20 protein-coding genes are annotated in these 22,250 nt (G+C 63.6%); 9 read left to right on the forward strand and 11 right to left on the reverse strand.

What is annotated here, in order from left to right:
* Positions 1-39 precede the first annotated feature (39 nt).
* Positions 40-720, reverse strand: coding sequence for an MBL fold metallo-hydrolase (locus tag ACXJ16_RS06050; RefSeq protein WP_463921598.1), 681 nt, complete (start codon positions 718-720; stop codon positions 40-42).
* Positions 721-772: 52 nt separating this feature from the next.
* Positions 773-1,435, reverse strand: a complete 663-nt coding sequence (locus ACXJ16_RS06055; protein WP_324694860.1) for a LexA family transcriptional regulator — start codon at positions 1,433-1,435, stop codon at positions 773-775.
* 84 nt (positions 1,436-1,519) lie between these two features.
* Between ACXJ16_RS06055 and ACXJ16_RS06060 the strand changes: the two genes are divergently transcribed.
* Complete coding sequence (locus ACXJ16_RS06060; protein WP_054441636.1) at positions 1,520-1,708, forward strand: hypothetical protein; 189 nt, start codon at positions 1,520-1,522, stop codon at positions 1,706-1,708.
* The gene (locus ACXJ16_RS06065; protein ID WP_292636672.1) at positions 1,698-2,090 is read left to right on the forward strand and encodes a hypothetical protein; all 393 of its coding nucleotides are present in this window, start codon (positions 1,698-1,700) and stop codon (positions 2,088-2,090) included. The genes ACXJ16_RS06060 and ACXJ16_RS06065 overlap by 11 nt, the downstream gene beginning before the upstream one ends.
* A 58-nt stretch (positions 2,091-2,148) precedes the next feature.
* Here the strand turns inward: ACXJ16_RS06065 and ACXJ16_RS06070 are convergent, their stop codons facing one another.
* From ACXJ16_RS06070 to ACXJ16_RS06095, 6 genes are all read right to left on the reverse strand, one after another.
* Positions 2,149-3,822 (reverse strand): acetolactate synthase large subunit, encoded by a 1,674-nt coding sequence (locus ACXJ16_RS06070; RefSeq protein ID WP_324694858.1) that lies wholly within the window; start codon positions 3,820-3,822, stop codon positions 2,149-2,151.
* A 76-nt stretch (positions 3,823-3,898) separates the two neighbouring features.
* The gene (locus tag ACXJ16_RS06075) at positions 3,899-4,837 is read right to left on the reverse strand and encodes a D-2-hydroxyacid dehydrogenase (protein ID WP_463921599.1); all 939 of its coding nucleotides are present in this window, start codon (positions 4,835-4,837) and stop codon (positions 3,899-3,901) included.
* A 120-nt stretch (positions 4,838-4,957) separates the two neighbouring features.
* The gene (gene cysS / locus ACXJ16_RS06080) at positions 4,958-6,421 is read right to left on the reverse strand and encodes a cysteine--tRNA ligase (protein ID WP_185997511.1); all 1,464 of its coding nucleotides are present in this window, start codon (positions 6,419-6,421) and stop codon (positions 4,958-4,960) included.
* An 82-nt stretch (positions 6,422-6,503) separates the two neighbouring features.
* Entirely contained in the window at positions 6,504-8,318 is a 1,815-nt protein-coding gene (gene cobT / locus ACXJ16_RS06085; RefSeq protein ID WP_054441624.1) for a cobaltochelatase subunit CobT, read from the reverse strand.
* Positions 8,319-8,422: 104 nt separating this feature from the next.
* Positions 8,423-9,073, reverse strand: a complete 651-nt coding sequence (gene fsa, locus ACXJ16_RS06090) for a fructose-6-phosphate aldolase (RefSeq protein WP_132468758.1) — start codon at positions 9,071-9,073, stop codon at positions 8,423-8,425.
* 119 nt (positions 9,074-9,192) lie between these two features.
* Positions 9,193-9,921: a DUF4197 family protein gene (locus ACXJ16_RS06095; RefSeq protein WP_463921764.1), complete on the reverse strand. Its 729-nt coding sequence runs from the start codon at positions 9,919-9,921 to the stop codon at positions 9,193-9,195.
* 48 nt (positions 9,922-9,969) lie between these two features.
* Between ACXJ16_RS06095 and ACXJ16_RS06100 the strand changes: the two genes are divergently transcribed.
* Positions 9,970-12,135, forward strand: a complete 2,166-nt coding sequence (locus ACXJ16_RS06100; protein WP_054441623.1) for a primosomal protein N' — start codon at positions 9,970-9,972, stop codon at positions 12,133-12,135.
* A gap of 10 nt (positions 12,136-12,145) precedes the next feature.
* Here ACXJ16_RS06100 and ada read toward each other — a convergent pair whose 3' ends face one another.
* On the reverse strand, positions 12,146-13,198 hold the full coding sequence (ada, locus tag ACXJ16_RS06105) for a bifunctional DNA-binding transcriptional regulator/O6-methylguanine-DNA methyltransferase Ada (protein ID WP_197283124.1): 1,053 nt from the start codon (positions 13,196-13,198) through the stop codon (positions 12,146-12,148).
* Between the two features lie 563 nt (positions 13,199-13,761).
* Between ada and ACXJ16_RS06110 the strand changes: the two genes are divergently transcribed.
* The 5 genes from ACXJ16_RS06110 (at position 13,762) to ACXJ16_RS06130 (ending at position 18,590) form a co-directional block, all read left to right on the forward strand.
* On the forward strand, positions 13,762-14,316 hold the full coding sequence (locus tag ACXJ16_RS06110; protein WP_054441615.1) for a F0F1 ATP synthase subunit delta: 555 nt from the start codon (positions 13,762-13,764) through the stop codon (positions 14,314-14,316).
* Between the two features lie 13 nt (positions 14,317-14,329).
* Positions 14,330-15,859 (forward strand): F0F1 ATP synthase subunit alpha, encoded by a 1,530-nt coding sequence (gene atpA, locus ACXJ16_RS06115; RefSeq protein WP_454797093.1) that lies wholly within the window; start codon positions 14,330-14,332, stop codon positions 15,857-15,859.
* Between the two features lie 103 nt (positions 15,860-15,962).
* Positions 15,963-16,844 (forward strand): F0F1 ATP synthase subunit gamma, encoded by an 882-nt coding sequence (locus ACXJ16_RS06120; protein WP_185997515.1) that lies wholly within the window; start codon positions 15,963-15,965, stop codon positions 16,842-16,844.
* Positions 16,845-16,868: 24 nt separating this feature from the next.
* Positions 16,869-18,326, forward strand: a complete 1,458-nt coding sequence (atpD, locus tag ACXJ16_RS06125) for a F0F1 ATP synthase subunit beta (RefSeq protein ID WP_054441611.1) — start codon at positions 16,869-16,871, stop codon at positions 18,324-18,326.
* A gap of 6 nt (positions 18,327-18,332) precedes the next feature.
* Positions 18,333-18,590: an ATP synthase F1 subunit epsilon gene (locus ACXJ16_RS06130; RefSeq protein ID WP_054441608.1), complete on the forward strand. Its 258-nt coding sequence runs from the start codon at positions 18,333-18,335 to the stop codon at positions 18,588-18,590.
* A 95-nt stretch (positions 18,591-18,685) separates the two neighbouring features.
* On the opposite strand, the gene ACXJ16_RS06135 is transcribed toward ACXJ16_RS06130, so the two are convergent.
* Both ACXJ16_RS06135 and ACXJ16_RS06140 read right to left on the reverse strand, forming a co-directional pair.
* On the reverse strand, positions 18,686-19,996 hold the full coding sequence (locus tag ACXJ16_RS06135; protein ID WP_463921600.1) for a sulfatase-like hydrolase/transferase: 1,311 nt from the start codon (positions 19,994-19,996) through the stop codon (positions 18,686-18,688).
* 73 nt (positions 19,997-20,069) lie between these two features.
* On the reverse strand, positions 20,070-20,363 hold the full coding sequence (locus ACXJ16_RS06140; protein WP_463921601.1) for an HNH endonuclease: 294 nt from the start codon (positions 20,361-20,363) through the stop codon (positions 20,070-20,072).
* A gap of 141 nt (positions 20,364-20,504) precedes the next feature.
* Between ACXJ16_RS06140 and ACXJ16_RS06145 the strand changes: the two genes are divergently transcribed.
* Positions 20,505-22,025, forward strand: a complete 1,521-nt coding sequence (locus tag ACXJ16_RS06145; protein WP_185997517.1) for a TadA family conjugal transfer-associated ATPase — start codon at positions 20,505-20,507, stop codon at positions 22,023-22,025.
* Positions 22,026-22,250 lie beyond the last annotated feature (225 nt).

Below are 22,250 nucleotides of genomic sequence, written 5' to 3' on the forward strand. Positions count from 1 at the left end.
CGACGCCGCCCCTCTCAAGAGTACCAAAGCCCGGCCGCTTCAGCCCGGAAGCCCCCGCTCCAGCGCAACATCCCCGACATAGGGATTCGTCCGCCGCTCATCCCCGAACGTGCTGATCGGGCCGTGACCGGGAACGAACGTGACATCGTCACCCAGCGGCCAGAGCTTCCGGGTTATCGAATCGACGAGATCCTCCAGATTGCCCCGCGGGAAGTCCCAGCGGCCAATTCCGCCTTGGAACAGCACGTCCCCCACCATGGCGAACTTGCTGGGCTCATGATGGAAGACGACATGGCCCGGCGTATGCCCCGGGCAATGGACGACATCGAGCTCAAGGTCTCCCACCGTTACCTTATCGCCATCCTCGAGCCATCGATTCGGCTCGAAAGTCTGCGCCTCCATGTTCCAGCGAGGGCCATCATCATTGAGCTGGGCGATCCAGAATCGGTCTTCTTCGTGCGGCCCCTCGATCGGCACGCCCATCTCCCTGGCGAAGATGCCGGCCATGCCGCAATGGTCCAGATGACCATGAGTCACGAGGATCTTTTCCAGAGTAACCCCCGTTTTCTCCAACGCCTGCCGCAGCTTGGGCAGGTCACCGCCGGGATCCACGAATGCGCCGCGCATGGTCTTCGTGCACCAGATCAGCGAACAATTCTGCTGAAGCGGGGTAACGGGAATGATGCCGACGCGCATCGGCTGCTCCTGAATATCGGTCATGCCTGCGGAAATGGCCGTAAGCCCCGGCCAATGCAACCGTCACCGACAGCCGCTAGATGCGCCCGCCCTTCCACACGACGCGGCCGATCACCTGGATATCCTCAAGCCCACATTCGAGCGGGCGATAGGCGGAATTGTCGCTCAACAAGGTGATACGTCCGCCTCGCCCCGCAGCCAGGCGCTTCACCAATACGGAATCATCCAGACGAACGACGTGGATACCGTCACGCAGCGGCCGCCAGTCACGGTCCACGAGAATCTCGTCTCCGTCACGCAAGGTCGGCTCCATCGAATCGCCGCTGACCGCGATTGCGGAAAGCATGTCCGGGCGCAGCCCCATCGATCGCAACCATCGGGACGAAAACCGAATCGCCCCGAATACATCCTCGCCATCCGGCAAAGCGCCGGGCCCGGCGGAGGCGCCCACTGAAAGGCGCGGAACTTCCACCCAATCCCCACCGGAGACATTTCCCGCGACTTCGGCGTATTTTTCTTTCGCTTTACCCAGCTCAGCCTCGTCCACCCCGAAGTACCGCGCCAGCAGGCCACGGTCCTCCTCCTCCAGTTTGCGAGGGCTGCCCTTCTTGATAAATTGCTGAAGATAGCTCTGATTTTTGCCGATCATGCGTGAAAGACTGGACAAGCTAGCACCGCGAGCCTCGGCCAGTTCAAGCAGACGGGAGCGGACTTCAGGGCTTTCCATAATGTAATCCATAACAAGAGGAAATTTCCTAGACAAGTAGGAAATAGATGGAACATAAAGAGAACGCAAGCCCATCGAACGGAGCCTCTCATCCCGATGCTTATTCGCCAGATCGAACGCTTCCTGCGCCTGACAGACATGGCCTGGACCAGATTCGGACGGCTCGCCGCCCATGATCCGCGATTTGTCGGCGATCTCCGCAATGGCCGTACGCCCCGCGCCGGAACGGCGGCGCGGATCGAACTATTCATGACGAACTACCTGGAGAGCACCCATGCACGTTAATCTCGCCCATGACCGCTCGATGCTGGCCTCGGCGCACGCATCCGCTCGGGAAGCCATGGGCGGCGCCGCACGCGGTCCCTGGCTTCCGCTGCTATCGGCAGTGCTGAAGCTGGCAGGGCCGGAAGTGGAATTCCTGCGCCATGCCGAGCGCCCCTGGAGCAGTGCCACATTCTCAGGCTCGCGCCACACCATCGCTCTGGCCTTTACCGGCGATGCCGCCATCACCGCTGGCGAGAACCTTATCGAAGCCCTGCCCGAACACGAATTCACCATTCCTCGACAACTCGTCGCCGATGCAGCGCTCGGTGAAGTCGCGCACGAAGCCGGGCCGCCTGCACGCATGACGGTGGAACTGGAACTGCTGCTGCTTGAGGATTTCTGAGATCGCCGAAAGGCTGAAATGAAAAAGGCAGGGGTAAAACCCTGCCTTTTTCATATTATCAAAGCGCTGCCGAAAGGTCCTTGATCTCGATATTGAGGATCCGGTCGTTTTCCGAATAATCGACCGGGCAATCTATCAGGTGGACACCGGGCGTATCCCGGCAATGAGCCAGCAATTCCTTGAGATGCGCGGCGCTTTCAACTCGGTAGCCGTTCGCGCCATAGCTTTCGGCATACTTCACGAAGTCCGGGTTGCCATAGGTCAGACCAAAGTCGGCAAAGCCCATGTTGGCCTGCTTCCAGCGGATCATTCCGAAAGCGTTGTCGTTCAGGATCAGAACGGTGAGATTGAGACCAAGCCGCACCGCCGTCTCCATCTCCTGGCTATTCATCATGAAGCCGCCATCGCCGCAGACGGCGAAAATCTTCCGATTCGGATAGACCATCGCGCTTGCCATGGCCGAAGGCAGCCCTGCCCCCATCGATGCAAGCGCGTTGTCCAGCAACACGGTGTTCGGCTTGCAGGCGCAATAACCACGAGCGAACCAGAGCTTGTAGACCCCGTTGTCGAGACAGACGATCGCATCATCAGGCAGTGCTTCACGCACCTGCTGAACGAGATGAGGCGGGAAGATCGGAAAGCGTTCGTCAGCCGCCAGTCGGTCGGTATGCTCGACCTCGGCCTTGCGATAGCCGAGCATGGCTTCGAAATTCCATCTGGCAGAGGGCGTGATCGCTTCCTTGATCTGCCACATGGCGTTGGCAATATCGCCGATCACCTCGACATGCGGGAAGTAGACGGGGTCAACCTCGGCGGTCTTGGTCGAGATGTGAATAACCACGCGGTCATCCCGCGTACCGTCATTATGCATGAAGAACGGCGGCTTCTCGATCACGTCATGGCCGATGTTGACGATGCAGTCGGCATCCTCGATCGCACGGTGAACGAAGTCCCCCGACGACAGCGCCGCGCAACCGAGGAAACGGGGATGGCGCTCGTCGATCACGCCCTTGCCGAGTTGGGTGGTCAGGAAGGGAATGCCGGTCTTCTCGACGAACTCACCCAGCATCTTGCTGGTCATCTTGCGGTTGGCGCCCGCTCCGATCACCAGCACCGGCCGTTTGGCCTTCTCCAGCGCTGCCACCGCCTGTGCGATCGATTTCACATCGGCGGTTGGCCGGCGCACCGTCGAGCGCAGGATGGGGCGCGAATCGGTGTACTCGTCGGCAATGTCTTCCGGCAGTTCGACATGGGTCGCGCCGGGCTTTTCCTCCTCGGCGATGCGGAATGCCTCACGCACGCGGCTCGGAATATTGTCCGAACTTGCCATCTGGTGCGCATACTTGGTGATCGGCTGCATCATCGAGACGACATCGAGGATCTGGAACCGACCCTGCTTGGACTTCTTGATCGGCTTCTGGCCCGTAATCATCAGCATCGGCATCCCGCCCAGCGTCGCATAGGCGGCAGCGGTGACGAAATTCGTTGCCCCCGGGCCGAGGGTCGAAAGGCACACCCCCGCCTTGCCGGTATGGCGGCCGTACGTCGCCGCCATGAAGCCCGCGCCCTGCTCGTGACGCGTGAGGATCAGTTTGATCTTCCGCGACCGTGAGAGCGAATCGAGGAAATCGAGGTTCTCCTCGCCCGGAACGCCGAAGATATATTCGACGCCTTCCGCCTCAAGACATTCGATGAATAGATCGGACGCCTTGCGCTTGTCGCTCTCTGCCATGTGCACCTTCCCTCAAACCGTTTGCACATGTCTCGGGAAATGTGGCGCACAATTCAATGGCGCTCATGCCGGCGCTTCAATAGCCGCTCGACAGATCGACCAGGTGTTCGAGCGGCTCACCGCGAACGAAGTGTTGAAGATTGCCGAGAAAACGCGCCGATCCGCGCTCGAACAATGCATCCTGCGCGCGGCCGGAGAGATGCATCGATATATGGATATTTGCACGCGACCACAGCGCATGGTCTGCGGGAAGCGGTTCAGGCTCGGTAACGTCGAGGAACGCTCCGCCCAGATGGCCCGAGTCGATGGAAGCAAGCAAGGCATCCTGCTCGATCACCGTTCCGCGCGCGAAATTGAGGAAGACGGCCCCCGGCTTCATCGCCGCAAACTCGGCCTCGCCGAACATGCGCAAGGTTTCCGGTGTGGAAGGGACCACGGCAATCACCCAGTCGAACCGGCCAAGCTCGGCCCGCCACGCGTCGGAGCCCAGCTCGCCCGCCCCCGGCCGGCGCCGGACCCCGGTGACTTCCGCCCCGAATACACGTAGCATCTCGCCGATACGGCCGCCGATCTCTCCCGATCCGACCACCAGCACCTTCGAGCCAAGCAGTTCGCGCTTGCCGGGCGGTTCCATCAGCCATTCATGCCGGTCCTGCGCCCTCACCACTTCGCGCCAACCCTTCGCCACCGTGAGCATGCCCATAAGGGCATATTCGGCGACGGACTGGGCATGAATTCCCGAACCATTGGTAAGCCGGATGCCGCGCGCGCTCAGAACCCGGAGCGGGAGCCAGTCCACGCCCGAAGAAAGAGCCGTGTACCAGGCCAACCTTTCGGCAGCCTCGATGAATTCCGCCGCGACAGCAGGCGCGACCGGATCGAGCCACGCCACTTGCGCCTGCGACGCAAGCTCCAGAAGCTGACTGTCGCTTTCGAACCAGAGCGGCTGCACGCCATCAGGCAGGCGGCCCTCCAGAAGCGGGCGCGACTGGGCGTTGATCACGGCGACGGTCATGGCGAACTCCGATAAATGGCCGATTAGAGGCCCTTATCGTTTGATCGGGACAGCCGGATGGAATGGCAAGCCCCCCAATGCGCCGGTTAACGCAAGTGCAGTCCCGCCCCGCTCACGCGCTCAGCCGAGCTTCCATTCCCAGCCGAGCGGATCGCCGTCCATCACCTCGACACCCTTCGCCGACAGTTCGTCGCGAAGGGCATCGGAACTCGCAAAGTCCTTCTCCGCGCGCGCCTGTTTACGGCGAGCGAGCACATCTTCGATTTCGGCTTCGGTGATTTCCGCAGCCTTTGGACGGATCCGCAAGTCGGCACGGCCCGTCCCGAACAGATCGAGCCCCAGCACCGAATCCATCGCTTCTATCGCCGCCCGCTTGGCTGAGGGGTCCACCTTCTTGGCGGCGAGCACATCTTCCAGCGCCGTCAACGCGACGGCGGTGTTGAGATCCTCGCCGATCGCCTTTTCGAACGTTTCGAGCATGGGCGCGAGCTTCGGGTGATTGGCGTCCCCTGCCTCCACCTCACCGAGGCGTTCGGCCACGATGATCATGCGCTTGAGGCGCACCAACGCGGCGGCAAGGCCTTCCCACGAGAATTCGAGCTCCGACCGGTAATGCGCCTGAAGGCACATCATGCGGTAGCCCAGCGGGTGGTAGCCCTTGTCGATCAGCAGTTGCAGCCGCAGGAACTCGCCCGAAGACTTGCTCATCTTGCCTGAACGCTCAACGAGGAAATTGTTGTGCATCCACACCCTGGCGCCCGAATTTGCGGGAACGTCGAGGCCGCAAGTATCATCGGGCTTGCAGCAGAACGCCTGGTTCTGCGCGATCTCGTTGGGGTGATGGATCTCGCGGTGATCGATCCCGCCGGTATGGATATCGAACGGGAATCCCAGCAAGTCGCCGGACATCACCGAGCATTCGAGGTGCCAGCCCGGCGCGCCCTTGCCCCAGGGAGAATCCCATTCCATCTGCCGCTTCTCGCCCTCGGGCGTCTTGCGCCAGATCGCGAAGTCGGCGGCGTTTCGCTTGCCCTCGACGGCCTCGATACGGCCCTCCCCCTCGTCGGTCACGGCACGCGCGAGGCGGCCGTAATCCGAGACCGTGGAAACGTCGAAATAGAGGCCGCTCTCCAGTTCATAGCAGTGCCTTGGCGCGATCTTTTCGGCAAATTCGATCATCTGCGGAACGTAATCTGTCGCGATGGACCACTTGGCGGGCTGACGGATGTTCAGCGCCTCGATGTCGGCCCAGTAGGCCTGCGTATAATGCGCTGCGATATCCCAGATGGACTGGGCCTGGGTCCGCGCCATCTTCTCCATCTTGTCCTCGCCCGCGTCGGCGTCGTCGGTGAGATGGCCGACATCGGTGATGTTGATGACGTGAGTGAGCCTGTAGCCCTTGTGGCTCAGGGTACGGCCGAGAATGTCTGCAAAGACATAGGCACGCATGTTGCCGATGTGGGGGTAGTTGTAGACCGTCGGCCCGCACGTATAGACCCGCGCCTCGCCTTCGTGGACGGGCTGGAACGGCTCCAGCTGGCGGGTCAGGCTGTTGAACAGCGTCAGGCTTTGCGTCTCGGTCATGACGCAGGGCAATTAGGCAGGAGCCGGGCGCAGTCAAGCCATCAGCGATGCGCCCGGCGGTTCCTCGGGCTTCTGGGAACGATCACTCTTCCTCGAATAGTCCCGCGAGCTGCTCTATCATCGTGCCGCCGAGTTGCTCGGCGTCCATGATCGTCACCGCGCGCCGGTAGTATCGCGTCACGTCGTGGCCGATGCCGATGGCGACGAGCTGGACCGGGCTCTTGGCCTCGATCCATTCGATCACCCGGCGCAAATGCGCCTCCAAATAGCCTGCGGAGTTCACTGAAAGCGTCGAATCGTCCACCGGAGCGCCATCGGAGATCACCATCATGATCCGCCGATCCTCAGGGCGGGCAAGCATGCGGTTGTGCGCCCAGAGCAGCGCCTCGCCGTCGATGTTTTCCTTGAGCAGGCCCTCGCGCATCATCAGGCCGAGGTTCTTGCGCGCACGGCGCCACGGCTCATCCGCCTTCTTGTAAATGATATGGCGCAGGTCGTTGAGGCGGCCCGGGTGCTGGGGACGGCCACTCGCAAGCCAGGACTCGCGGCTCTGCCCGCCCTTCCAGGCGCGGGTGGTGAAGCCGAGAATCTCGACCTTCACGCCGCAGCGCTCCAGCGTGCGTGCCATTACATCGGCACTGATCGCCGCGATCGAGATAGGCCGGCCGCGCATCGAGCCGGAATTGTCGAGCAGCAGGGTGACGACGGTATCCTTGAACTCCACGTCGCGCTCGATCTTGTAGGAGAGCGACTGGCCGGGCGAGACGACCACGCGGGCAAGCCGCGCGGCATCGAGCATGCCCTCTTCCTGATCGAAGTCCCACGAGCGGTTCTGCTGCGCCATGAGGCGGCGCTGGAGGCGGTTCGCAAGACGCGTGACAACGCCCTGCAGGCCCTTGAGCTGCGCGTCGAGATAGGCGCGCAGGCGCGTCAGTTCCTCATCGTCGCAAAGCTCGGAGGCGACGACCACCTCGTCGTAGGCTTCGGTGAAGACCTGGTAGTCGAAGCTGTCCGGGATATCGGTCCAGGGCCGGTTCGGCCGGACGGGCAACATGCCCTCCTCGCCTTCCTGGCCTTCCTCGCCGTCGTCCATGTCTTCCGAGTTATCGCCCTCGGCCTCGCTCTCGCCTTCGTCCTGACCGCCGGAAGGCTCGGCGGCCATTTCCGCAGGCTGCTGTTCCTGCCCGCTTTCGTCGCCGGTCTCGTCTTCCTCAGTCTCCTCGTCGCCGTCCATGTCCTCGGACTCTTCGGGCGGCTGCTCGATCTGCTCGGCCTGGGTCATCTCCAGATGCATCAACATGTCGAGCGAGAGCTTCTGGAAAGCCTTCTGGTTCTCGATCGAGTCGGCCAGAGCCTCGAAATCGTCGCCGGCCTTCGATTCGATCCAGCGGCGCACCATGTCCACGCCAAGTTGCGCCGCTTCCGGCACCGACTGGCCGGTGAGCCGCTCGCGCAGCAGGAGCGCCAGCGCTGTCGGGATCGGAACGCCGTCCGGGCTATCCGCGCGCGAAATCGGATCGCTGGCTATCCGCGCCTCCAGCGAAGCGTCGAGATTGGCCCGCATCCCTTCGTAACTGTTGGCGCCGAGCGCTTCGTAACGCACGGCCTCCACCGCATCGTAACAGGCCCGGGCCGAAGGATCGGACGGGGCGTTGCGCATGTGCAGCCGGTCGTTGTGATGGCGCAGCCGAAGCGCGAAGCTGTCGGCATAACCGCGCGCCTGCATGGCGGCGCCGCGCGGAATCGAGCGACCCGGCATGGGCACGCGGAAGGTCTGGCCGGTGGAACTGGGAGCGTCGGCAGTCCAGTTGACCTCGACTTCGGCATCGTGCGCGATGGCGCGCGAGGCGCCGGTCAGGGCCAGCTTGAAGCGATCGACGGGAGTATCTTCGGACATGGCACGCTCAATGGCGGCTTAGTCCGCCCGGTGCAAGCCGGGATGAAAGGGCATCGCTCCGAGTTCGCCCCGGAATGATGCCCTTCCTGTTCAGATCGGCAGGATCAGAGCGACTGGCCGGTCTTCGCCCAGTCGGCCATGAAGCCTTCGATGCCCTTGTCGGTGAGCACGTGCTTCACGAGGTTCTTGATGACTGCCGGCGGCATCGTCGCCACGTCAGCGCCGATGCGGGCGCATTCGAGAACGTGGACAGGGTGGCGGATCGAAGCAGCGAGGATTTCGGTGTCGAAGGCGTAGTTGTCATAGATCAGGCGGATGTCGCGGATCAGGTCCATGCCGTCGAAGCCATTGTCGTCATGACGGCCGACGAAAGGCGAGACGAAGCTGGCGCCGGCCTTGGCCGCGAGCAGAGCCTGGTTGGCCGAGAAGCAGAGGGTGACGTTCACGAGCGTGCCGTCGCTGGTCAGCTTCTTGCAGGTCTTGAGGCCGTCGATCGTCAGCGGCACCTTGATGCAGACGTTGTCTGCGATCTTGCGGAGGATTTCGGCCTCGCGCATCATGCCTTCATGGTCGAGCGCGACGACTTCGGCACTGACCGGTCCGTCGACCAGGCCGCAGATTTCCTTGGTGACTTCCAGGAAGTCGCGGCCGGACTTGGCGATCAGCGATGGGTTGGTGGTGACGCCGTCGAGCAGGCCGGTGGCGGCCAGATCGGCGATGTCGTTGGTGTCGGCGGTGTCGACGAAGAACTTCATGGCGCGGTTCCTGTGGATGCGGGGCTGCGACGGGCGAGTCTAACGCGCCCGTCGATTCTGGCGCTCCCTATAGGGATGCGCGGCGTTCTGCGCCACCCTGGCCCCGCTGCTCCGGCGAATCAGCCCTGCTTCAGCGCGCCGATCAGCGCTGCGTCATTGGTTTCCCCCGGATTTTGCCGGATAGCCGCTTCGGCTGCGCCGACTTCGTACCAGATGCCGTTATCTGCATCGAGCGCGAGAGCATGGGCGGCATCCTGGATCGTCACGCCCTTGAGCGCGGCGATCGCCTGGTTCAGCGTCGGATCCTGGGCTTCGCGCATGGCACGCTCGATCTCGGGGATCATGGCGTTGACGAGAGCCGGGCCCATGTTCCGGCGAAGGAACGTCGTCGCCGCGGTATTGCCTCCGCTGAGGATTTCGGCGGGTTCGCGGACGGGAATATCCTGAACGGCCTTGAGCGCCACCGGTCCGGCAGCGCGGGCGCCCGGCGCCGCGAAAAGATTGAGCTGATATTGCAGCTTGTCACGGAAGGCCTTCGACTTCAGCACCCCGCTGTTGGTGCGGCCGGGACGGCTGAACAGAAGCGGAAGCGGCAGGCGCGCAACCGGGCTGGTCCAGAAACCTTCCGGCTGGCCGAGCCAGGTGAATGCGCGCTCCGACGAATAGCGCATGAGGCGGCGCACCGGATCTGCGCCGGCGGAGCTGCTTCCACCAAGCGTCGAGCAGCCAGGCAGCATCAGCACGCCGGTGGCGAGCATACCGACCAGCACGCCCCTGCGGCTCCAGTCGGCAAGGCGCGAATTCTCGCCCTCGGACAGTCCGTTTTCCCCTGTTCCCCAGTTCACCATCATCAACTCCTTCACGCCCCGTGCAACCAGTGCCTATATGCAACCCACATGAAACGCGTCCGAATCCTCGTCTTCAACGCCGCGCTGGGCGTCCTCGACTACCGCGTCCCCGAAGGCATGGCGATAGAATTCGGCGCCGTGGTGATCGCGCCCCTCGGGCCAAGGCAGGTCCTAGGGATCGTCTGGGAGCCGGAACGCCTGAGCACGCAGGAAGTGCCTGAATCCAAACTGCGTCCACTCCTCGAAGTGCTTCCCGTACCCCCGCTTCCCGAACGACTGCGCCGATTGATCGAATGGACGGCGGATTACTACTGTGCCTCGCTCTCCTCGGTCGCGCGCATGGCACTCGGCAGCATGGCAGCGCTGCGCGGCGGAGGCACGACCACCGAATACCGCCTGACGGGGCATGAACCCGCCCGCCTGACCCCCCAGCGCGCCGCCGCTCTCGATGCCCTGCAGGGCGAGCAGGGCTCGATCAAGGAACTTGCGGAACTGGCATCCGTCTCCGAAGGCGTGCTGCGCGGGATGGTCGGCGCGGGATTGCTGGAGCCCGTCGTGGTCGATCTGGACCGCCCCTATCCGCGGGCCCTGCCCGAGTTCGCCGAACCGAAACTGTCTGACGGCCAACAGGCTGCGGCCGACATATTCGTAGAAGCCGTGCGCACGCACAAGTTCGCCCCCTTCCTGCTCGACGGCGTCACCGGCTCGGGCAAGACGGAAACCTATTTCGAGGCGGTGGCCGAAGCCCTGCGTCTCGGGCGACAGGTCCTGGTGCTGCTTCCCGAGATCGCTCTCACCGAAAATTTCCTCCGCCGCTTCGAACATCGTTTCGGTGTCCCTCCGCTGCTTTGGCATTCCTCGCTCAAGTCCAGCGAACGGCGGCGGGCTTGGCGTTCCATCGTCCTTGGTGACGCTCAGGTGGTCGTAGGGGCACGTTCTGCCCTGTTTCTACCCTATGCCCGACTGGGCCTCATCGTGGTGGATGAAGCGCACGAAGTCTCGTTCAAGCAGGATGACGGCGTGCGCTACAACGCACGCGACGTGGCGGTGATGCGCTCCAAGTTCGAGGGTATTCCGGTGGTTCTCGCCAGCGCCACGCCCGCCCTCGAATCGATGCAGCTTGCGGAAGCGGGGGTCTATCGCAAGGTCGACCTGCCGGCCCGTTTCGGCGGCGCGCAACTGCCCGATATCCAGATCCTCGACCTCCGGCAGGAAGCGCCGGAGCGCGGCAAATGGCTTGCTCCCCGCCTCGTCGAGGAGATGAAGAAGCGGCTGGCGAAGGGCGAACAGTCGCTGCTGTTCCTCAACCGCCGGGGCTATGCGCCGCTGACGCTTTGCCGCCACTGCGGTTATCGATTCCAATGCCCGAACTGCACGGCCTGGCTGGTGGAACACCGCTTCTCCGGGCGCCTAGCCTGCCATCACTGCGGCCACGAAGTGCCGGTTCCCGACGCCTGCCCCGAATGCGGCACGGGCGACTGCCTCGTCGCCTGCGGTCCCGGCGTCGAACGCATTGCCGACGAGGTAGCGGAAATCCTGCCCGAGGCACGGGTGGCGCTGGTCACGTCGGACACGATGAATACGGCCGAGGCCGTCGGTGAATTCGTCGCCAAGGCAGAGGGCAAGGCGATCGACGTGATCGTCGGAACGCAGCTTGTCACCAAGGGCTATCACTTCCCCGACCTTACGCTGGTGGGCGTGGTCGATGCCGATCTCGGCCTTGAAGGTGGCGACTTGCGCGCTGCCGAGCGGACGTATCAGCAAGTCGCTCAGGTGGCCGGTCGCGCGGGACGCGGCGACAAGCCGGGCGAGGTGCTGATCCAGACCCGCCATCCAGAAGCCTCCGTTATAGCCGCCCTTGCCGCCGGAGACCGAGACGCGTTCTACGCCGCGGAAACAGACGCCCGCCGAGACGCCGGCGCCCCGCCGTTCGGCCGCTGGGCAGCGATCATCGTGTCTTCCGAAGACCAGTCCGAAGCGCAGGCAGCCGCTCGCGCCATCGGCGGTACCGCGCCCAACCATCCCGACATGCTGGTGCTCGGCCCGGCTCCCGCGCCGCTTTCACTGCTGCGCGGACGTCACCGTTTCCGCCTGCTCATCAACGCCCGGCGATCCGCCGAATTGCAGAAGATGCTGCGCGAGTGGCTGGAGCCGCTTCAGTTCCCACGCAGCGTCAGGGTGAACATCGACATCGATCCATACTCGTTCGTATGAGCCCAGCGGTTCAGCCCCGTTCCCGCTTCAACAGTTCTCGCTTGATCGCCTCGCCATAGGCATAACCACCGATAGAACCATCTGCCCTTATGACGCGGTGACACGGGATGAGCACTGCAACCTTGTTCGCGCCATTGGCCGAACCTGCTGCACGCACCGCGCCCGGCTTTCCCACCGCCGCCGCGATCTGCGCGTAACTCCGGGTCTCACCGGCAGGAATACGTTGCAACTCGCGCCACACCGCCTCCTGAAATGCGGTCCCCTGCACGTCCAATGGTATCGCGCGAGACTGGCCCGGCTGCTCCACTGCCGCGACGACCTTTTCCAGCAGGCTCTCGAATTCGCTACCCCCCTCGACGAGCTGCGCATGGGGGAACCGCCCGGCCAATTCCTCGCCTCCTTCATCGAACGAGAGACGGCACACGCCTTTTCCGGTCGCGGCAACAAGCATCCGCCCCAGACTGGTCTGAACCACGGCCCAATGAATCGTCACGCCTCGCCCACCGTTTCGCCAGGCCGATGGGGTCATGCCCAATCTGCCCTCGCTGGCTTGATAGAACCGCGAACTCGCGCCGAACCCCGCCTCGTAGATCGCCTCGGTCACACTGGCGCCTCCACTCATGGCATCACCGGCACGCTCAACTCGGCGTACGCGCAGATATTCCGAGGGAGAAAGGCCGACGGAGCGCTTGAACACGCGCTGGAAATGGGTGGCACTGTATCCCACCGCTTCGGCCAGTTCCGAAAGACGCGGTGAGACTTCATCCGCATCCAATATCCGCAGCGCATGCGCAACGGCCTCCTCATCGCGCGACACGTCGTTGGGGCGGCAGCGCAGACAAGCCCTCAAGCCTGAACACTCCGCTTCGCCAACCTGCGCGAAGAACCGAACGTTCTCTCGCCGGGGATGCCGGGCCGAACAGGACGGCCGGCAATAGATACCCGTCGAAAGCACACCCGTAACGAAGCGCCCGTCGAAGCTGCGATCCCGTTCGAGCACCGCCTGCCATGCCCGCTCGTCCGTAATGCCTGCCTCAGTCACGCCGATGTCCTCGAACTTCATTGTTGGCCTCCATGACCCTCGATCCGCGCAGAGAAACATCCGCGCAAACCACGCAGCCACCGCGAGCGGGCGACGAAGCGCTCACCTTCCGGCACGTCCTCCGGAATATATATCGTGCAAGCGGTACGATAGGGATTAGCGTCATCGTGCCTCCCGCAATCGAGCGGCACCGGGCTCTCGATCAACCCGGCGTCGTCCCTTCTGACGCGGCAGCGATGAGCCGGTTGTCCATCGGCAGTCATACGCTGCGCTTCGTGTCTGGCCAATTCCGCGGGGTCCATCCCGAATAAGGGCTGGAATTGCAGCACAGGCAATTCGATGATTCGACAGGTCATGGGAAACTCCGCAGGATCGTTTGTCCCGACCTTGCCGCACCCGCGATCCTGTTACTTCCCGCCCCTTGCTTTTAAAGCGCTTTCCCAAGCATTGTCTCAATCGCGCCTGCGGCAGCTTGCATCGTAACACTATCGTCGCTATGCGCGCCCCGTCTGCGGGCCGGGGGGCACGTCATTGTCGTGCGCCCCAAAGTGCCCCAGCCCACCCGATGTAAGGATAGGACACGCGTGGAGAATTCCGGCGGCATCAAGGCCAGCTTGCAAGGACGCTACGCTTCGGCGCTGTTTGATCTTGCCAGCGAGAACGGCACCGTAACGACGGTCGAATCCGACCTCGAGAAGATCGGCCTGGCGATCAGCGAAAGCCGCGATCTCGCCGAGTTGATTCGCAACCCCGAAGTCAGCCGCAAGGCTGCCGGCAAGGCTATCGAAGCCGTCGCCGACGTGCTCGGCCTCGCACCTCTGACCAAGAACTTCGTGGGCGTGCTCGCGGCCAATCGCCGCCTCTCCGCCCTGCCCGAAATCATCCGCGCCTTCGTAGCGATCGCCGCCGCCCAGCGCGGCGAGGCGACCGCCGAAGTCAGTTCTGCCCACGCCCTGAACGACCAGCAGGTCGAGCAGCTGCGCCAGAAGCTGGAACTGCGCGAAGGCCGCAAGGTCAAGGTCCGGACCAACGTCGACCCAGACCTGCTTGGCGGTCTTGTGGTCACCATCGGGTCCAAGCGCATCGACAGCTCGATCCGCACCCGTCTCAATTCGCTCGCCCAGGCCATGAAGGGCTAAGAAAGGCAGAACAATGGATATCCGCGCAGCAGAAATCTCGAAGGTCATCAAGGACCAGATCGCCAGCTTCGGCACCGAAGCCCAGGTTTCCGAAGTCGGCTCGGTTCTGTCGGTCGGTGACGGCATCGCCCGCATCCACGGCCTCGACAAGGTCCAGGCCGGCGAAATGGTCGAATTCGCCAACGGCGTTCAGGGCATGGCGCTCAACCTCGAAGCCGACAACGTCGGCGTCGTGATCTTCGGCTCGGACGCCGAAATCAAGGAAGGCGACAGCGTCAAGCGCACCAACACCATCGTCGACGTTCCCGTCGGCAAGGGCCTGCTCGGCCGCGTGGTGGACGCTCTCGGCAACCCGATCGACGGCAAGGGCCCGATCGTCGCTGACAAGCGCGCCCGCGTGGAAGCCAAGGCTCCGGGCATCATCCCGCGCAAGTCGGTGCACGAACCCGTGCAGACCGGCCTGAAGGCGATCGACGCCCTCGTCCCCGTCGGCCGCGGCCAGCGCGAGCTGATCATCGGTGACCGCCAGACCGGCAAGACCGCCGTCGCCATCGACACCTTCATCAACCAGAAGGAAGCGAACAAGGGCGACGACGAGTCCAAGAAGCTCTACTGCATCTACGTTGCCGTCGGCCAGAAGCGCTCGACCGTCGCGCAGATCGTTCGCCAGCTCGAAGAAAACGGCGCGATGGAATACTCCATCGTGATCGCCGCAACCGCTTCGGAACCGGCTCCGCTTCAGTACCTCGCGCCCTACACCGGCGCCGCCATGGGCGAGTTCTTCCGCGACAACGGCATGCACGCCGTGATCGTGTATGACGACCTTTCCAAGCAGGCCGTCGCCTATCGCCAGATGTCGCTGCTGCTGCGCCGCCCGCCGGGCCGCGAAGCCTATCCCGGCGACGTGTTCTATCTCCACAGCCGCCTGCTTGAGCGCGCTGCGAAGATGAACGAGGAAAACGGTGCAGGCTCGCTCACCGCGCTGCCGATCATCGAAACCCAGGCTGGCGACGTTTCGGCCTACATTCCGACCAACGTGATCTCGATCACCGACGGCCAGATCTTCCTTGAAACCGGCCTGTTCTACCAGGGCATCCGTCCGGCCATCAACGTGGGTCTGTCGGTGTCGCGCGTCGGCGGTGCAGCCCAGACCAAGGCGATGAAGAAGGTTGCCGGCTCGATCAAGCTGGAACTGGCGCAGTACCGTGAAATGGCGGCCTTCGCGCAGTTCGGCTCGGACCTCGACGCTTCGACCCAGAAGCTCCTCAACCGCGGTGCGCGCCTGACCGAACTGCTCAAGCAGAAGCAGTTCTCGCCGCTTGCGTTCGAAGAGCAGACCGTGTCGATCTTCGCCGGCACCAACGGCTATCTCGACAGCCTGCCGGTTTCGAAGGTCACCGAGTACGAAGCCGAAATGCTCGACTTCATGCACGAGCAGCATGCCGACGTCCTCGCGCTGATCCGCACGACCAAGGACTTCGGCGACGAAGCGAAGAGCAAGACCAAGGCTGCGCTCGACGCCTTCGCCAAGCAGTTCGCGTAAGTACAACCGCCATCCCGGCGAAAGCCGGGACTGCCGGCAGGGTCGCATGACGCTGCCAGCGGTCCCGACCCATGGTCCAGGATGACGAAACGAGGAACAACGAGTGGCTTCGCTCAAGGAACTCAAGGGCCGCATCAACTCGGTCAAATCGACCCAGAAGATCACCAAGGCCAAGCAGATGGTCGCCGCGGCCAAGCTGCGCAAGGCGCAGGCCGCCGCGGAGTCCGCGCGTCCCTACGCCGCGCGTCTGGCCGAGGTGATGGGCTCGCTCGCGAGCAAGATCACGGTCAGCGAGAACAGCCCCCGGCTGCTCGCCGGCACCGGTAGCGACAAGGTGCACCTGCTCGTCGTCGCGAACTCGGACAAGGGCCTTTGCGGCGCGTTCAACTCGAACATCGTCAAGGCCGCCCGCGTCAAGGCAAAGGAACTGGAAGCCCAGGGCAAGACCGTCCTGTTCTATCTGGTGGGTCGCAAAGGCCGTGCGCCGCTGCGCCGCGAATTCCCGAAGCAGATCGCACACCTGTTCGATACCACGGACGTACGCGATCCCGGTTTCGACGAAGCCGAGCGCATCGCCAACGAACTGGTCGCCCTCTATGAGGCCGGCAAGTTCGACGTGGCGCACCTGTTCTACTCGAAGTTCCGCTCGGCGCTCGTTCAGGAACCGACCGACCAGCAGATCATCCCCGTTCCCGCTCCCAAGGCCGTCGTTGCGACCGCCGGCGCGGATGCGGTGACCGAGTATGAGCCGGAGGAGGAAGAGATCCTCGCCGCGCTGCTGCCGCGCTACCTGCGCACGCAGCTCTTCGGCGCCCTGCTGGAAAACGCCGCGTCGGAACAGGGCGCGTCGATGACGGCCATGGACAACGCGACGCGCAATGCGGGCGACCTGATCAAGAAGCTGACCATCCAGTACAACCGCAGCCGTCAGGCCGCGATCACGACTGAACTCGTTGAAATTATCGCGGGCGCGGAAGCGCTCTAAGACATCGCAGGCAAGGAAACCAAAATGGCCACCGCCCCCGTGCTAAACCAAACCGCCACCGGCAAGATCAGCCAGATCATTGGCGCCGTCGTCGACGTCACCTTCGAAGGTGAGCTGCCGGCAATTCTCTCCGCGCTGGAAACCAGCAACAACGGCCAGAAGCTGGTCCTTGAAGTTGCCCAGCACCTTGGCGAGAATACCGTCCGCACCATCGCCATGGACGGCACCGACGGCCTGACCCGCGGTCAGGACGTGATCAGCACCGGCGCCCAGATCTCGGTGCCGGTCGGCCCGAAGACCCTCGGCCGCATCATGAACGTCGTCGGCGATCCGATCGACGAGCGTGGCCCCGTCGGTTCGGACATGTTCGCCCCGATCCACGCCGAAGCCCCGCCGTTCGTCGACCAGTCGACCGAAGCGGCGATCCTGGTCACCGGCATCAAGGTCATCGACCTTCTCGCGCCTTACGCCAAGGGCGGCAAGATCGGCCTGTTCGGCGGCGCCGGCGTGGGCAAGACGGTTCTCATTCAGGAACTGATCAACAACATCGCCAAGGGCCACGGCGGCGTCTCGGTCTTCGCGGGCGTCGGTGAACGTACCCGTGAAGGTAACGACCTTTACCACGAGTTCCTCGACGCCGGCGTTATCGCCAAGGACGCCGAAGGCAACGCCACCTCGGAAGGTTCCAAGGTTGCGCTCGTGTTCGGCCAGATGAACGAGCCCCCGGGCGCCCGTGCCCGCGTCGCCCTCTCGGGCCTGACCATGGCCGAGTACTTCCGCGACCAGGAAGGCCAGGACGTCCTGTTCTTCGTCGACAACATCTTCCGCTTCACCCAGGCAGGCGCGGAAGTGTCGGCTCTGCTCGGCCGTATTCCTTCGGCAGTGGGCTATCAGCCGACCCTCGCCACCGACATGGGCCAGCTGCAAGAACGCATCACCTCGACCACCAAGGGTTCGATCACCTCGGTCCAGGCGATCTACGTCCCTGCGGACGACCTTACCGACCCGGCTCCGGCTGCATCGTTCGCTCACCTTGACGCGACGACCACGCTGAACCGCGCCATCTCGGAACTGGGTATCTACCCGGCCGTCGACCCGCTCGACTCGACCTCGCGCGTTCTTGAGCCCCGCGTCGTCGGCGCCGAGCACTACGAGACCGCCCGCAAGGTTCAGGAAACCCTGCAGAAGTACAAGTCGCTTCAGGACATCATCGCGATCCTGGGCATGGACGAGCTTTCGGAAGAAGATAAGCTCACCGTCGCCCGCGCCCGCAAGATCCAGAAGTTCCTTTCGCAGCCGTTCCACGTCGCGGAAGTCTTCACCGGCATCTCGGGCAAGTTCGTCCAGCTCGAAGACACCGTGAAGTCGTTCAAGGCCGTCGTCGAAGGCGAATACGATCACCTTCCCGAAGCAGCCTTCTACATGGTCGGCGGCATCGAGGAAGCGGTCGCCAAGGCCAAGAAGCTGGCCGAAGAGGCGTAATCAGTCATGGCACTGCACTTCGAACTCGTCACGCCGGCCAAGCTCGTCCGCTCGGAAGACGTCCACATGGTGGTCGTCCCCGGCACCGAAGGCGAGTTCGGCGTGCTGGAGGGTCATGCACCCTTCATGTCGACGATCGCCGATGGCGCGCTCAAGGTCTACAAGACCGAGAACGCCGCACCGGAAGAGATCCGCATCACCGGCGGTTTCGCCGAAGTGGGCGACAAGGGCCTGACCGTGCTCGCGGAGCACGTCGGGGTCTGATCTACCGTCCGGTTGGACGATACTGAAAGCGCCGGACCGCACATCGCGGTTCGGCGCTTTCGTCGTTTTACGGCCCTGCTTCGCCCTTTCGATTGTCAGGCAGGCCGGTTGCGAAGGACGATCCAGGGAACATTGTAACCGTCGAAGTCGAGCCGCTCGTTGCGGCGCATGAACGGCGGCATGTGGTCTCCGACGATGAGAAAATCAGTAGGAGGCAGCGCCGGGTCCATCGCCAGCGCCGAAATGGCTTCCGCGATGTCGTGATGCGCCTGAAACAGGCGGCACTGAAGCAGCGACGCATGAGCGAGCGGTGCCGCACCATCCTCGCAGCCGGCCAGCCCCGGTGTCGCCCCTGCAAGCACGGGAATGTGGGAATTGAGGGTCACCCAATAGATGAACTGCGGCCGACTTGCCGACTTGAGCCGCTGGCCGATCTGCGCCGCGATATCCACGTCGCAGGCGCCGGGCCACATCCCGCCACATTTGCGGGCACCGCCGCGAACCAGGTCCGGCGCGAATTCGGTTCGGGCGAACCCTGCTTGCGGCCACCACGCCCTCCTGTCGAAGAAGCCGCCCTCGAAGGCATGGATCGCGAGAGTGTCGTATCCGGCTTTTGAATAGCGACGGGGCAGGCAATCCGCATGAGCGAAATCGAACCCGTCGAAATTCGCGAATGCGCCGCAAAGCTCCCTTATCTCCCCATTGGTAGTCGAGCCGAAGTAGGCAACCTTGCCGCTTGCCACTTCGTACCTGCCACGCCACGCTGGCCGATCCCAGTCTGCAGCGAACAGCCGCTTCCCTTCCTCGAACGTCGGAATGCCGAGCGCTTCCACGACGATCACCACGATATGCCGTCTGGCCGGGCCGGGTTGAGCCACGCCGCCACTCTCGACACCGGATGCGAAAGGCGTCCCTTCCGGCGGCAGTCCTTTGTAGGTATTACTGGTGGCGACGGTCGCGACGGCATCGATCTGCATCATGCCGAGGATGGCACAGATCGCAAAAATCCAGTTTGACGGCCTGGCGAAATGCTGGACCCGTCCCGCCCCGCGAACTGCCAGTGCAAGGGTTGCGCAAAGAATGACGAGACCGGCAAGATATTCCGCCGACGCCAGCGGCTTGGCATTCTTCAGGAACTCCGAGGCGGCATCGATGCGCATCGCTTCGAGGTTGAACGAGTTCACGATATATTCGAACGTGATCCCGAGCCCGAGCACGGCCACCGCCATCCGGCGAAGCAGGAGCGAGCGCATCTGCGAGAAAGCGAGCGCGAGCAGGCCGGCAACGAAGATCGGACGCCCCATCGGCGGCCCGCCGATCGGCCACATCACGATCACGATGATGTTCGGCAGCAGCAGCCAGTAAAGGCACCAGCGCCAAGGCCATTGATGGGCCGGAATTCTCATTGCAATCTCGCTTTTCCGCCCCGTGCTCTTCTGACAGACTACCTAGGTTTCAATCGGTGAAACTTTGCTTAATTCAAGGTTGACGCTTCCGGGTCGGTGCGTGGAAATCGGCGGGCTTCCCCGCTATCCATCGCAGGAAGCGCGCGATGGCCGGGTCTCGTGAGAGGGCTGCGGGATCGGCCGGCAGGCGTGCAAGTTCGGCATTGCTGAAGGTCGCATGGATCGTGCGGTGGCATATCGGGTGGAGCGGCACGGTTTCTCGCCCGCCTCGGCTTCGCGGGATCGGATGATGCCACTCCGTCCTGCGGCCCAGCGGCCGTTGGCACAGCCAGCAAACCGAACCCTGCACCACGCCCGCCTGAGACATTTTGCTCCTTTCTCCACCCTTTGCACCGATGCGGCAACCTGCCGCCATTAGGAAGTTATCAAAGTTTCAACCTTAATCCTTCGCTTATCGCGGGACATCGCGCCGGACGAGAGCCGGGGCGTTGAAAGGGTTGACGAGACAATGACGGCATTCGGGCGGCGTAACGGCATCGGCGGCATGGGTCAGGGCGCCCGGCCGGCATTCGGCGTGGCCAAGCCGCTGAAAGGGGGCGCCGAGAAATCGCCGATGCCCGGCAACGTGCCGATGCCTGGCGGCGAACCGTTCCCGCCGGTACCGGGGATAGACGCCCCCTCGCCCGCGAATTCCCGCGATGACGCCATGTCTCGCCTGGCCGACCGCGCCAATGCGGTTCACGACAACCAGTCCGACCAGAACGGTTTCGAAGCCTCCATCCACAAGATCAAGGAGCAGGTGCTTCCCCGCCTGCTCGAACGCGTCGACCCCGAGGCGGCCGCCACGCTGACCAAGGATGAGCTGTCCGAGGAATTTCGCCCGATCATCATCGAGGTGCTGGCCGAGCTCAAGATCACCTTCAACCGCCGCGAGCAATTCGCGCTGGAGAAAGTGCTGATTGACGAACTGCTTGGCTTCGGCCCGCTGGAAGAGCTGCTGAACGACCCCGACGTGTCGGACATCATGGTCAACGGCCCGAACCAGACCTACATCGAGAAAAAGGGCAAGCTCCAGCTCGCGTCGACCAAGTTCCGCGACGAACAGCACTTGTTCCAGATCGCCCAGCGCATCGTCAATCAGGTCGGCCGCCGCGTCGACCAGACCACCCCGCTGGCCGACGCCCGCCTCAAGGACGGCAGCCGCGTCAACGTGATCGTGCCGCCGCTCAGCTTGCGCGGCACCGCGATCTCGATCCGCAAGTTCTCCGAGAAGCCGATCACCATCGACATGCTCAAGGACTTCGGGTCGATGAGCGAGAAGATGGCCACCGCCCTCAAGATCGCCGGCGCCTGCCGCATGAACATCGTCATCTCCGGCGGTACGGGTTCGGGCAAGACGACGATGCTGAACGCCCTGTCCAAGATGATCGACCCGGGCGAGCGCGTGCTGACCATCGAGGACGCCGCCGAACTTCGCCTGCAACAGCCCCACTGGCTGCCGCTGGAAACCCGCCCGCCGAACCTCGAAGGCCAGGGCGCTATCACCATCGGCGACCTTGTGAAGAACGCCCTGCGTATGCGGCCTGACCGCATCATCCTCGGCGAAATCCGCGGCGCCGAATGCTTCGACCTGCTCGCCGCGATGAACACCGGCCACGACGGTTCGATGTGCACGCTCCACGCCAACTCCCCGCGCGAATGCCTTGGCCGTATGGAAAACATGATCCTGATGGGCGACATCAAGATCCCCAAGGAAGCCATCAGCCGCCAGATCGCCGAGTCGGTGGACATCATCGTTCAGGTGAAGCGCCTGCGCGACGGTTCGCGCCGCACCACCAACATCACCGAAGTGATCGGCATGGAAGGCGATGTCATCGTCACGCAGGAACTCTTCAAGTTCGAGTATCTCGACGAGACCGACGACGGCAAGATCATCGGCGAATTCCGCCCATCGGGCCTGCGTCCCTATACGCTCGAGAAGGCCCGCCAGTTCGGCTTTGACCAGGCCTACCTCGAAGCCTGCCTCTGACATCTGGTTGATACCGGACCGGGTACGAAACCCGCCGCGCCGGATCGCCTTCGCTGCGGCCCGGCGGGCTGGCGGCACATCCGGGCCGGGCCGCGGCCGCAGCCGATAGGCAGTCTCGCGCGTCATCCCCACGCGGCGCGCGCGCAGCGGATTTCCGGCGCGCCCCGAGAACGCCGCCTGCCGCGCGGGCGTCCAGCCATCGGCACGGGATCGCGGCCGGACAGG

The organism is Novosphingobium sp. TK71 (assembly GCF_055361505.1).